Here is a 13,577-nt window from a genome sequence, read left to right as displayed (position 1 = left end):
AAACACTTGCAAATTTTCTAAAAGGAGGATATACATGCGTACATTAATTAAAAACGGAACCATTGTAACCGCAATTGATGAATTTGTTGGAGATGTATTAGTTGAGGGAGAAAAAATAGTTGCTGTCGGGGAACAGTTGGATACGTCTGCTGATGAGATCGTCGATGCCCAAGGGAAATATGTTCTTCCTGGTGGGGTCGATCAACATGTCCATTACTCCTTTGAATTTAAAGGGGAACGGGTACGAGGATTTGAAACTTCCAATGCTGCGGTTGCTGGAGGAACGACAACGGTTGTGGAATTTGTTAATCAGGAACAGGGAAAAGGCATGGCTGATACGATTTTTGAAATGGACAAAAATGAAGTCGCTCCCCAGGCGATGGCAGATTATTCATACCATGCGGTTGTCTGTGACCCGGTTGATGCGACTTTCGAGGAAATTGCTGAATTGCCAAGCCGAGGGATTTCTACGGTTAAATTATTTATGGCCTATAAAGGAATGCCGTTCCATAGTGATGATGAGGCTCTTTATAAGGCTCTAATAGCGGCAAAAAAAGCCGGCGTTACGGTTATGGTCCATTGTGAGAATGCCGATGTGATTGATTTTCTCCAAAAGAAAATGATAGCCGAGGGCAAGACAGATCCATATTATCATGCGTTATCCAGACCGGCACGGGTAGAACTGGAAGCAACCCAGCGCGTGATTCAGCTAGCAGCTTTAGCCGAGGCCCCGGTTTATATTGTGCATGTCACAGCTAAAGAAGTGATGGAAGCTATCCGGTCTGCAAAAAATGATGGATTGCCAGTGTATGGCGAAACTTGCGTCCAATATCTGATGCTTGATGAAAATGATTTAGCCAAGCCCAATTTCGAAGGGGCAAAATACGTGATGTCCCCGGCATTACGAACCAAGGATGATCAGGAAGCTTTATGGAAAGCAGTTGATCGTGGCTGGTTAAACGCCATCAGTACCGACCATTGCGGATTTGACTGGGAATCGCAAAAACATATGGGTGTGAACGATTTTACCAATATTCCAAACGGCGCACCGGGTGTACAAAACCGGTTGGGTATTCTGTGGACATATGGTGTAAATACTGGAAAAATCTCCAGACAACGGTTTGTTGACTTATTTGCAACCACGCCGGCCAAAAACATGGGGTTAGACCATTGCAAAGGACATATTGGTGTTGGTATGGATGCCGATATTGTGTTGTATGACCCGCATGGATCGTCCATTATCTCCAATGAAAATAGCTTGCATGGCGTTGATTATGACACATTTGAAGGATACAAGCAGGAAGGGAAAGTGGATAAAGTATTCCTTCGCGGCAAACTCGTGGTTGACGATGGGACATTTGTTGGCAAAAAAGGTGATGGCAAGTTTATCCCGGGAAAACCATTTGCACTATGTTTTGATGATACGAAGGCCGATAAGGAGTTAAAGCGGGTGTAAAATTATAGACGAAATCTAACTATGCAGCTTGTAAAAAAGTAACTACCCAGTATAGGCTACTACGGGTAGTTACTTTTTTAGAGGATGTTCAAAAAGTCCGGTAAAAATGACATGCCCCTTCAAAAGGGGTATGCCGACGCCTGAGCGCAAGCCCGTTTTTAGTCGGCCTTCCTTTGAAGAAGCTCGTTGGCTTGCTTTTCCGCTCCTCATGTACCCTTTTGTACATTCCGGTGCTCAAAGCTACGCCGCCTCCTTTTTGAACATGTACTTTCAGGTAAAAACCTTATAAAAAAATAAAACGAGTTGCTAGCACTGAAAGACTGTTGTCTGACCAACCAATCTTTTGATTAGAAAACTGGTTGCTATACAAGTCAGCATAAAACCTACTTACCCTGCTTTTTTGATAATTGGGTTCTATCTTCCATTTGGGGAGGTTCTTCCGTCCACCCGTGTTTAATCATGAGATCTCCTCCATCATTTGCAAAGGTAAAAGTATCCTTACCAACCACTGCCATTTTTGCTGGCAAGTCCTTCCTCAGGCTAAAGGAAGTGCCGATAGCATTGCTGCCTAAACCAAAGCTAGTCAAAATGGATGTATTATACATCATAAGCTTATCTGAAAAGGGTGATACTGTTGAGTCTGAAACTATTCCGGCTGCCGTAGACGGAACATTAATATCGCTATCCAATAACACTTCACTGAATTTCTCAATGATTGTTTTGGACAATTCCTTGCCTCTGAAAAAGTATTTTTGAACGTCTTTATGCTTAGCCGCTTGGGCAAAGCCCGTCATTAATTTCATCCCTGCAACATTTGATTCAATCGCTTGATAAAGATAAGCCACTTCAACCGTACTTAATGATCTTCTATGGCCCATCATTTTAAAACCTGAACGATAATCCTTCCCATCCGCAAATTCTACTTTGTTGGGTAAAGTAACCCCGGGTGATTTTGGGAGCAAACCTTTTTCTAATAAAAACTGTGTCGTCTTTATGCAAAATTCCTCTGAAAATGCCGAGAATCTTTTGTGCATCTCCATGATGTCCTTCCGATAACTCATAGACATGTGTAATGCATGAAGACCTGTAGCAACTTTCATCATTGTTCGTAAATACATGATTTCAAAAACATCATCAAACAACCTTGGAGCACTGTGATTCACATCATTTTCTGTAAACTCTATCGGAACAGCTGTACCCTCTTGTATGAAAACATTACTCAGTTCATTAACAAAGTTGCTTTCTCCATCGTGAAAGGTTTGCAATATTTCTATAGCTTCTGGATCTTGATTATGTGATAAAAAAGATTCAATCACTCTTAGCATCATGGTTTTTTTCTGATAAACAATCCAAAGAGTTGCAATCTCAGATGAAGTTATTGGATCAGTTGTCATTGATTTTTTCCTCCAAATCGAGTTGAAAGTATGGTTGTCAGTATCTTTTACCAACAGTGGAGAAATATTCATTTTCATAATGTAGTGGTTGGGGATAGTCAGGCAACAAGGTAACAATAATGGTAACGGATCCGATAAAGAAAATCAGGAATGTGACAGATGAGACTGTTCGTGGCAATTTTTACCGATTTAATTGGATTATCGGTAAGTCATTTATTAGTCAAGTATTTTTCCCATTGGACAATTTGTAAAATAATTCACTGTTGATGTTTAACGATTACTATTACATTCAATAATACTAGATTCCAGATCGTCGGAATAATCCAATTCTTCTTGTAATATTGCTCGTTTACATACATAAATTTGTACTAGGCCAGATTTTGATGAAATTGACCTGTCATACTTAAGTATTTGGGGCGAAGACTATGTCTACTAAGGACAATGGGGTGTGATTTTAGGCTCCAGTTTAATCTATATGATTAGTTACATGGGGGCTGTCGCATGTCGTTGACGGGCATACCACGATCATTGCCAAAAAACATCGACAAAAATATCAATCGCGATATCAGTCCTGAGGCAAAGGTTATTTCTACCTATATCTATAAACCAGTAAAAGGGTGAATGATATTGAGGATCATTAACGCGGAACAACTGGGCTTTAGCCAGGAGGAAATAAAACAGCAGTTGGAACAGTTGGATCAGGGGAGAACGTACCAGGCACAACGGCTGGTATATTATCCATATATAATTTTTGAATTCACAATTGATAGAAGAAGGTTCTTTCATCCGTTAAAAGGATATGTCGGTTGTACCATTGATGGCGTGAATAAGATTGGGGCTTTGGCGGATACATTCCCAGAGCTTGCAAAAGTGGAAGTATCCGACCAGAACATCATTGCATTGGACCTGACATTTGCCGAGGCAAAGAAAATAGCGGAGGACTTTTTATACAATTCTATTTCTGCAAGAAAGAAAGTCATTACCGCTCCTAAACTAAACTTAACCAAACAGGAACTATTTTACCGGCCGTACTGGATTGTGGAAGGTGACGTAGATCTCCCCGGTCATTTTTTTATTACGGTTGATGCAGTAAGCGGAAAGTTTCATCCGTTATAGTACAGCTGATCCAAATTACCATTACAAAGTGACCAACAATCGTTAGCAATCTTTTTACACCATGTTAAATATATAATTAACTCTAAAAAAATATATAAGTGAAATAGGCAATGTAAGCGTTTCAAACTGTTTTTCTCTTAATAGTAAGCTATTTCTACAAAATGATATTTAGGGGGTGATTTTCGAATCAATTATCACTTCAGGTTAATGAAGGATTGTACAGGAGCTTTAATAATGAATGTGTTTTAACTGATGATCTTTGAAAGGAGGGCTTTTATTGGAACATGTATTGCAAAATATGTTGTCAGCAAATGATCTTGCAAAGAATTTTGATGAATCGAAGCCCAGTTACAATGCGCAGGAAGCCTTGGATGAAGCTAATCGCTGTCTGTACTGTTATGATGCACCCTGTATCAAAGCCTGTCCGACTGGAATTAATATCCCTGGTTTTATTAAAAAGATTGCATCCGGAAATGTAAAAGGGTCGGCAACAACGATTATGGAAGAAAATCCGATTGGAGCAAGCTGTGCGCGTGTTTGTCCAACAGAAGAATTGTGTGAGGGAGCTTGTGTACTCAACCATTCTACCAAACCGATCATGATTGGTGACTTACAACGATTTGCAACAGACTGGGCGATGAAAAATGAGCAAGTGTTGTTTAAAGCTGGAGAGAAAAACGGAAAGCGGATTGCGGTTGTTGGCAGTGGTCCAGCAGGGTTATCATCAGCCCGTGAACTGGCTCGACTCGGTTATGCGGTGACGATTTTTGAAGCTAAAGAGGAGGCGGGCGGTTTAGACACACATGGGATTGTTCCATTTCGGCTGCCTAAGGATATTTCTTTATGGGAAGTGGAACAGGTGGAAAATTTGGGTGTTGAGATTCGTACGGGTACCGAAGTGGGCAAAGACATTTTGGCAAAGGATCTTATACGTGATTATGATGCGGTGATCGTTGCTGTCGGCATGTCCAAGGTCCCTATGTTAGGCATTGAAGGGGAGGATTTAGCTGGAATTTACGACGCCATTGATTTGGTTGAAGAAGTAAAGAACGGAAATTATCCAACTGAATTTGTCGGGAAACGTGTCGCGGTTATTGGGGCTGGAAATACAGCGATCGATGGAGCAACGACATCCGTCAGACTTGGAGCGGAAAACGTTAAAATTCTCTATCGACGGACGGAAGCGGAAATGTCGGCGTATGATTTCGAATACGAATTTGCCAAACAGGATGGCGTTGAATTTAGATGGTTGGTTACACCGAAACGCCTGATTGGTGATAATAGTGGCCATATCAAACAGATGGAATGTGTTCGCATGGAGTTAACAGAAGCCGAATCTGATGGACGGAAGCGACCAGTTGAAATCAAGGGATCCGAATTTCTCATGGATGTGGATATCGTTATTAAAGCGATTGGTCAGAAACGGCATCATCAGCTAATCAAAGCATTCGGCCTGGAACATAATGGTGGTGTTGTGAAGGTAGACTCTAAAACCTTTCTTGCTTCTCATCCGAAAGTATATGCTGCGGGTGATGTGGTTTTTGCCAAAGGCGTTGGAGAAGCGATGGCCGTATCCGCTGCACAACAGGGAAAAGAAACAGCCTACGCGGTACATCAGCAATTAAAAGAATCCAAGGAGTAAGTATAGAAAGATTGGAGGAATAAACATGGCCGATATCAGTATCAATTTTGCAGGAATTAAGTCCCCTAATCCCTATTGGCTCGCATCTGCGCCACCAACGAATACAGGGTACCAGGTTCAGCGTGCGTTTGAAGCTGGATGGGGTGGCGCAGTATGGAAAACACTTTGTGAACCAGTGTTGAATGTGACTTCTCGTTTTGGTGGCTATCATTTTAATGGTCAGCGGGTAGCTGGTTTTAACAATATTGAATTGGTTTCCGACCGGCCCATTGAGGAGAATCTACAGGAAATTTATGAAACAAAGAAACGATTCCCTGATCGGGTCATCATTGCCTCATTAATGGTAGAACCACAGCGGGATAAATGGCATGAAATTGTTAAACGGGTGCAAGCTGTCGGGGTAGATGGTTTTGAATTGAATCTTGGCTGTCCGCATGGCATGTCTGAACGTGGAATGGGATCGGCGGTCGGTCAGCATCCCGATTTGGTAGAAAAGTCAACCCTGTATGCCAAGGAAGTCGCCGAAGTGCCGGTCATTACCAAATTAACCCCGAATATTACCGATATAACTGCAACGGCAAAAGCTGCTGAACGCGGTGGAGCGGATGCGGTCAGTATGATCAATACGATTAACAGTTTAATCGGCGTAGATATCGATACGTGGAATCCGATACCGAATGTCAACGGTAAGGGAGCACATGGCGGATACTGCGGGCCGGCAGTTAAACCGATTGCTCTCAATATGGTCGGCGAATGTGCACGGCAGCCGGATTTCCATATTCCAATTTCAGGAATAGGCGGCATTTCGAACTGGCAAGATACGGTTGAATTTATGCTGATGGGTGCCGGGGGCGTGCAGATATGTACAGCAGCCATGCATCATGGATTCAGTATTATCGATGATTTGACCGAGGGCTTGAGCAATTATTTGGATGCGAAAGGGATTGCCTCGGTTAGTGAACTCATTGGCAAATCAGTAGAAAAATATACGGACTGGAGTAATTTGGATTTAAATCATCGAATGGTCGCCCGTATCAACAATGATGTTTGTATTAATTGCAATAAGTGTCATATTGCTTGTGAAGATACTGCTCATCAATGTATCGATATGCTGGTTGATGAAAATGGGGATGAATACTTGAAGGTCAGGGAAGATGATTGCGTCGGCTGCAACCTTTGTTCCATCGTTTGTCCGGTTGAGGGAGCAATTGACATGGTGGATCTGGTGCAAACGGAACCGCCAATGTCCTGGAATGACCGGCAAGCTGCTTTGCAAATGCTCAATAGCAGTAGATGATTTTCTTATTCATGCGTTTTACTGTGAAAATAAACAAACGAAAAAGGTGGAGGATTTTGTGAGTTGATGTGATTGATCGAGGAGCAAGCTGTTTGACAGATGTAGAAGTCAAACAGCTTTGAAACGCCTCAATAAATTATAAGGGGAAGAAAAATGGGAAAGACCAACAAAAACAACGCTTACCTTAAGTCACCGGATTTACTTCCAGTTGGTTACAATCAGCGGAAGATAGGAATCATGGGATTTTTTGCAATGTGGGTTGGAATGGCCATTCTTTTAGCAACCTTTGATATTGGCGCTTCCGGCGTTCAAAGTATTCCTCTGCCCTGGGTTGTACTGGCAACATTGATCGGCTGTATCGCAGTTGGAGGTTTTATTTCGATCGTCGGCGATATCGGGGTGGAACATGGCTTGTCTTTTCCAGTTTATATGCGGGCACCATTTGGCATCGTGGGTACCCATATCCCATCGATAGCCCGGGCAGTTACAGCATCATTTTGGTTTGGGCTCAATACGTATTTCGGTTCAACCGCGATCAATTCGATCATTCATACGATTAATTCGGGATTTGATAACTGGTTATTATGTTATATCGTATTTGCCCTTGCCCAGCTGATTAATACTGCCTCTGGTATTAAATGGGTGGAGCGATTTGCTGATTTTGCTGCCCCTATCATTATTATTCTATCGTTAATCATCTACCACACGTTGACAACGGATATTGTTGACAAAGGTGGCGATGTTTGGGCTTGGGCAGCGAGTCCTGTTACAGGGGGCGCTGCGTTTACAGCGTTTATCATCGTTATTTTTGCCAATATGGGTTTTTGGGCAACGTTGGGGTGTGATATCCCGACCATATCTCGGTTTTTTAAAGCACCTAAACATGAAAGAAATTGGTTTAAACGAAATAGAACGAATTTGATCGGCAGTCTGATCGCCATGCCATTGACAGAAGCATTTATGATTATGATTGGTGCGGCAGCCTTTATGGTAGCAGGCAGCTCCAATCCGGTTGATGCCCTGCAGGAGACTGCGTCTGGCTGGATGCTGGCGATGCTGCTGCTCATGATTATCCTGACACAGTGGTCGACGAATACGGCTGCAAATATTGTACCTGCCGCTGCTATTTTTTCCAACGTATTGGGGCCTAAAGTATCCAATGCGATTGCAGTATTTGTTGTCGGGATTGTCGGAACGATTATTCAGCCATGGAGTGTTTATGAAATCCTGACGCAGGCACTTTTGTTCTTTGGAGCTGTTTTGTCGGCGATCAGCGGGATTCTTGTTGTTGATTATTATTTGTTACGGAAACGACGGGTAAATGTCCAGGAACTGTACCAGCATAATGGGCAATTCAGATTCCATGGCGGTGTAAACATTGTTGGTTTTATTGCCTGGGTGATTGGTGGTGCTGTCGCTATTCTGTTCATGGATTATTCGTTTATTGTCGGATTTGTGTTAGCGGGTGCCATTTACTATGTACTTGCTAAACATTGGTATTTCAAAAAGTTTCCCCAGGCAGAAATAGAAGATCCAAGTGACGAAAAATATCTGGGAATTACCGTAGGCCGTGATTGGGTGATTGAGGGAAATAGCGGAAATAGTCAGGAAGAAGTGATAGATTAAGTGGCGAAGGAGGAAGATGGCGTTGTCGACCAATGATGCTTTTCAATCGGAAAAATTTCAAATGGATAATTTGCTTGAAAAAGGGTATATCATAAGTGATTCAAAAGGAACGCTGGATGGCGATGTGGTTGAATTCATGCATAAAACGACCTTTGATAAAAAGACAATACTTTTAACTAATCCGGATAGTCGGAAATATTTTGCCATACTTTGCATCAAGCAGCAAAAACAGGCGGCTGAGTAAATACGAAGAAGAGATAGAATGGGAGGCAATCAATGATGGAGAAACAAGGAATACGAATCAATAGAGAGCGGCTTAAAAACACCATAGAGGAATTCGCTGATTACGGACGAACGGAAAATAATGGCGTTACGCGTTTGGCATTATCTGATGTGGATATTCAAGTAAGGAAACATTTCCAATCCGAATGTGAAAAACTTGGAATGACAGTTGTCTATGATGATATGGCCAATATGTATGCAACGTTGCCTGGTATGGATAATGATCAGCCTCCAGTAGTTGTCGGGTCACATTTGGACTCAGTAAAAAAGGGTGGCCGATTTGATGGTGTACTCGGTGTGTTAACCGGTTTGGAAGTGGTTCGGACGATGGTTGAAAATGGCATCAGGCCACAGGTTCCTGTTGTAGTAGCTAATATCACCAATGAAGAGGGAGCGCGATTTGAACCCGCGATGATGTCTTCCGGTGTGATTTCAGGAAAATTTGATAAGCAAACTATGCTCAAGTCAACGGATGAAGATGGTGTGACATTTGGGGAAGCACTTGAATCAAGCGGCTTTGCAGGGAAAGAAGAAAATCGTTTAAAAGACGCAGCTGCCTTTTTGGAATTACACATTGAACAGGGTCCGGTATTAGAAAGTGAGTCACTGCAGATTGGGGTGGTTGAGGGCGTGGTTGGCATGGTCAATTATGAAATCGAAGTTACGGGTGATTCCGACCATGCTGGTACAACACCAATGTCCATGCGCAAAGATGCCTTGTTCGCTACCAATAATCTGATGACAGAGATACGGGAGAAAATGAGTAAACTGGATGATAAATTGGTTTATACGATTGGCCGCATGAATGTAAGCCCAAACATTCATACCGTCATTCCAAATAAGGTTGTGTTTACTATCGAGGCAAGACATCAGGATGCCAAAACTATCCGGCAAGTTGAGGAAATTATTCAGGGGCTTCCGGAATCCGCCGGCAAAGAAAAATGTAACGTGAAAGTAACTAAACAATGGGATCGGGATACGGTATGGTTTGATGAGAAACTTGTAAATGCCTTGGAGCAATCAGCAAAAAATATCGGTTATTCCTATAAGCGGATGGTAAGTGGTGCCGGACATGATTCCCAGTTTATTGCGACCTATATTCCAACTGCGATGATTTTTGTTCCAAGTGTAAATGGAAAGAGTCATGCTGAAGATGAACTGACGCTATGGGAAGACTGTGAAAACGGGGTTCATGTTGTGTTGCAGACGGTTTTGGAATTAACCACAAGATAAAAACAAATGGCTGAAAGAAATCCAAGTTTCATGATTTCTTTCAGCTACTTCCATTTGCTTTTTCTAAATAAAAGGCCTTAATCGCTATTTCCAAGGCCAAACGATTGTCCGGTTCCATAAAATCTTTTCCGAGTAACTCCTCTATTTTTCTTAAACGATGATATAGCGTCTGGCGAACGATAAATAATTGCGCTGCAGCCTCTTTTTTGGAACCACAGCAGTTCAAGTACACTTCCAGCGTTTTCAATAGTTCGCTATTGGCGTCCTGATCATATTTGATTACAGGTGCCAAACAGTCGGTAATGTATGATGTTAATTGTTCCCCATGATGGTCAAGAAGCAATCGATACACACCAATGTTTTCATAAAAAATCGATGCTTCAATGTTCGCCCGCTGCAGGGAAAGAACTTTCTTTGTTTCCTCATAACTCGTTACCAATGAAGATATATCTCTATTAACCTTACTAATTCCCAAAATACATTGACTGCCATCAAAAATGTTTTTGGCAGACATATTTTGTATCTTCTTGACAATTTGCGAAAACTTGGCAATATCATAATCGGAATCATCTTTCACTCTAAAAGAAGCGATGATAGCGGTGTCACTTTTACCGACGGATATGGCGGGTTGGAATCCATGTTGTTTAAACAGGGAACGGAACATCACCGAACGTTGCAATTTTATTTCGTTCCAGTCCTCTTCATCACGATTGACTTCGGGTTGGCCGGTTTGCATGACAATCAGTCTGTAATGGAAATCATTTTCGGAAAGAGGTGTTATTGCCTGCAGTTCATCAATATCATAATCTTTTCCATGTAACAGGTTTCGAACAATTTTGTCTTCTGCATTCTGTTTCCGCTCTTCAATGGTTCTGTTTCTTAACATGATTTGGGCAATCGCCAATGCGGCCCGATCCATCACAGAAAAGAGAAATTCCTCCAAACTGTTTGTTTCTACCTGCAAACATAAAAATCCCCAAATTTGTCCCAAACCCTTCACAGGTACGACAGCAAACTTTCCCTCGACCAGTGAAATCAATCGTTGATCATTCAAATCAGGTAAATGTGCCCGAATTTTTTCTTCTATGTATTTCGTTTCGGGTGGATAGTAATAAGATCGCGCTTCATCAGTAATATACAAGGTGTCTTTTTTTAAATAGGTATGCAGCTCCTGAAGGATTTTCAAAATGCCATTGGGCAACAAGGAAAGTTCATTGAATGTTGTTGAGAGTTCGTTTAATTGATTGAGCATTTGGTGGTGCTGGTTAATGATTAACGAATGAAGATCCTGGGTAATGTCAACAAATTTTACAAAATGTTCAAATATAATTATAGGGAATTGATTTTCATTGGCTAATTGTATGACCTCTTCAGAAATATGGCTAACGTGTGTGCCGATTTCTACACAAATGCCCACGGTCTCTCTCTTTATTAATTTTTTTACATAGGTTAATGCAGTTGACGATTCGAGTTGCAGACCTGCCCCAGTTGTAAGAATTAACTCCCCACCGTTTACAAACGAGTCAAATTGGTCTGTTTCCAAAATATGTGTCCATTTTACCTGTTTATGTAATCCGTTCTTACCGGCGATAACCTTTGCATGTTTAAATGTCTCCCTTTTAAGAATATCATCAATGGTTATTCCAAAACTACTCATCAAGTTCCATCCCTCCACAATGTTAAAGCAATCTGTTTATGATGTTACAAAGCGTGAAGTTACAATGTTATAAATTATTTGTAAAATAAATTATGAAGTAATGTTGAATGGTTGTCAACTTAGGAATGATTGGTTCAGATAGCGGAAAATAGTAATCGTTTACAATTGCTTGATAGTGGGTAAAGAATAAAAGTATTATGTATTTGGTGTTTTATGTTTTTTAATCTTTGAAAAGGAAAGAAGGAATTATTGAATTAAAGAAATTGGATAGGAAACTCAAAAAATTATATGCAAGTCCAGACAGTCAACTTGTCATGAAACTTTTGGAGGGGATCAAATGGAAAGTTTACATCGAAAAGAGAGAACTGATAAGGAAAAGCTTTGGAATTGGACAGCGGAGGAGTTAGCTCACGGGATTAAAACAGGATTGATATCATCGCGTGAGGCAGTCATGAGTTCATTAAACCGCATTCAAGAAGTTAATCCACGTATAAACGCTTTGGTAGAGGTATCAGAAAAGGAAGCATTGGAGGCGGCGGATGAGGCGGATCGAAAAGTAGCTGAAGGTGGCTCACTCGGCCCCCTGCATGGTGTACCTGTCTCGATTAAGGTCAATATCGACCAAAAGGGACATGCGACAACAAACGGTGTGGTAGATTTACAAGATAATATCGCTTTGACAGATAGTCCGCAAGTTGCAAATTTACGGAAGGCTGGAGCTATATTCGTAGGCCGTAGTAATACGCCAGCTTTTTCCTTTAGATGGTTTACGGACAATGAATTACATGGTAAAACGTTAAATCCATGGAATGCGAAAAAAACTCCAGGAGGATCCAGTGGAGGGGCAGCAGCTTCGGTTGCGAGCGGTATGGTACCTGTGGCACTCGGTAATGATATAGGTGGTTCGGTTCGTTATCCTGCATATGCCTGTGGCGTAGCGGGAATCAGGCCAACTGTGGGGCGGATTCCAAGTTGGAATGATTCTGATCAACAAGATAAGCCTCTTTCGAACCAAATTATGTCTGTTCAAGGCCCGCTAGCTCATACCATATCCGATCTTCGGTTGGCATTTGCCAGCATGATTGGTTTTGATCCACGTGATCCAGTCTCTACGCCGGTGACCTTAAAAGAAGAGCCCTTAAAGCGACCAATTCATGTCGGGCTTTTACGAGATGTTGGTGTTGCTAAACCAACTGACGCTGTCAACGCGGCTTTGGATGAAGCTGCCGTAAAATTGCGTTCAGCCGGCTATATTGTTGAGGAGATTGAACTTCCTTTATTGGCTGAAGCGTACCGACTTTGGTATTTACTTTGTTTGGGGGATTTCCGGCAGAAGATGCCTCTTCTAGAGCAATCGGGTGATCGGGGAATTTTGAAAGCATTAAAGCATTATTCTGCCGTTGCTGAAGAATGGTGGGGACCGAACCCTGACCTTAAGGATTTCATGAAAGGTTATGCACGTCGTGGTACGCTTATTGCTCAGCTTCAACAGTTTTTGGAAGACTGTCCATTAATCTTATTACCGGTCTCGGCTACACAGGCCTTTGATCAGGATGCTGATATTACTAGTATCGAGAGTATGCGTCATGTTGTATCAGTACAATGGCCGATGACATCGATTCCCACACTTGGATTTCCCGGAATTACTGTTCCAACATCCGTTGTAGATGGACTTCCTGCTGGTGTTCAGATTATTGGTAGAAGATTTCGTGAAGATACCTTATTTGAGGCTGCTGATGTCATTGAGGCACATACGGAAAGAGTTACACCAATCGATCCAAATTAGGGTTTCCAAAATAATTGTAACTGTTCAGGTGGGGGTGTATGGAGGGAGCACGAATAGAGATGTAGTGCACCTCTAAATTGGTAGATAT

At 41.9% G+C, this 13,577-nt stretch carries 11 protein-coding genes; 9 read left to right on the top strand and 2 right to left on the bottom strand.

All coding sequences use genetic code 11. The features are described from left to right. Positions 1-34: 34 nt before the first annotated feature. Positions 35-1,456 carry a dihydropyrimidinase gene (gene hydA / locus O2S85_RS14580; protein ID WP_269410045.1) on the top strand — a complete coding sequence of 474 codons (1,422 nt, stop codon included), beginning with the start codon at positions 35-37 and terminating at the stop codon, positions 1,454-1,456. Positions 1,457-1,839: 383 nt separating this feature from the next. Here hydA and O2S85_RS14575 read toward each other — a convergent pair whose 3' ends face one another. Then, positions 1,840-2,850, bottom strand: coding sequence for a DUF3231 family protein (locus O2S85_RS14575; RefSeq protein WP_269410043.1), 1,011 nt, complete (start codon positions 2,848-2,850; stop codon positions 1,840-1,842). A gap of 119 nt (positions 2,851-2,969) precedes the next feature. On the opposite strand from O2S85_RS14575, the gene O2S85_RS14570 reads away from it, so the two are divergent. The 7 genes from O2S85_RS14570 to O2S85_RS14540 all read left to right on the top strand — a co-directional run bounded on the left by O2S85_RS14570 (position 2,970) and on the right by O2S85_RS14540 (position 10,046). Beyond that, on the top strand, positions 2,970-3,101 hold the full coding sequence (locus tag O2S85_RS14570) for a hypothetical protein (RefSeq protein ID WP_269410042.1): 132 nt from the start codon (positions 2,970-2,972) through the stop codon (positions 3,099-3,101). 376 nt (positions 3,102-3,477) lie between these two features. Further along, positions 3,478-3,966 carry a hypothetical protein gene (locus tag O2S85_RS14565; RefSeq protein WP_269410040.1) on the top strand — a complete coding sequence of 163 codons (489 nt, stop codon included), beginning with the start codon at positions 3,478-3,480 and terminating at the stop codon, positions 3,964-3,966. 298 nt (positions 3,967-4,264) lie between these two features. After that, complete coding sequence (locus tag O2S85_RS14560) at positions 4,265-5,608, top strand: NAD(P)-dependent oxidoreductase (RefSeq protein ID WP_269412597.1); 1,344 nt, start codon at positions 4,265-4,267, stop codon at positions 5,606-5,608. A 25-nt stretch (positions 5,609-5,633) separates the two neighbouring features. Then, positions 5,634-6,905 (top strand): NAD-dependent dihydropyrimidine dehydrogenase subunit PreA, encoded by a 1,272-nt coding sequence (gene preA / locus O2S85_RS14555; RefSeq protein ID WP_269410039.1) that lies wholly within the window; start codon positions 5,634-5,636, stop codon positions 6,903-6,905. Between the two features lie 153 nt (positions 6,906-7,058). Further along, positions 7,059-8,531: an NCS1 family transporter gene (locus O2S85_RS14550; protein WP_269410038.1), complete on the top strand. Its 1,473-nt coding sequence runs from the start codon at positions 7,059-7,061 to the stop codon at positions 8,529-8,531. Positions 8,532-8,553: 22 nt separating this feature from the next. Next, positions 8,554-8,775 (top strand): hypothetical protein, encoded by a 222-nt coding sequence (locus O2S85_RS14545; RefSeq protein ID WP_269410036.1) that lies wholly within the window; start codon positions 8,554-8,556, stop codon positions 8,773-8,775. 35 nt (positions 8,776-8,810) lie between these two features. Then, complete coding sequence (locus O2S85_RS14540; RefSeq protein ID WP_269412596.1) at positions 8,811-10,046, top strand: Zn-dependent hydrolase; 1,236 nt, start codon at positions 8,811-8,813, stop codon at positions 10,044-10,046. Positions 10,047-10,086: 40 nt separating this feature from the next. Here O2S85_RS14540 and O2S85_RS14535 read toward each other — a convergent pair whose 3' ends face one another. Continuing rightward, the gene (locus tag O2S85_RS14535; RefSeq protein WP_269410034.1) at positions 10,087-11,703 is read right to left on the bottom strand and encodes a PucR family transcriptional regulator; all 1,617 of its coding nucleotides are present in this window, start codon (positions 11,701-11,703) and stop codon (positions 10,087-10,089) included. Positions 11,704-12,040: 337 nt separating this feature from the next. Between O2S85_RS14535 and O2S85_RS14530 the strand changes: the two genes are divergently transcribed. Next, on the top strand, positions 12,041-13,489 hold the full coding sequence (locus tag O2S85_RS14530) for an amidase family protein (protein WP_269410032.1): 1,449 nt from the start codon (positions 12,041-12,043) through the stop codon (positions 13,487-13,489). The last annotated feature ends 88 nt before the right edge of the window (positions 13,490-13,577 follow it).

This window comes from Lentibacillus daqui (genome assembly GCF_027186265.1).
GTDB lineage: Bacteria > Bacillota > Bacilli > Bacillales > Amphibacillaceae > Lentibacillus_C > Lentibacillus_C daqui.
The sequence above is the reverse complement of the archived record's forward strand: the minus strand, read 5'-3'. Positions and strand labels throughout refer to the sequence as shown.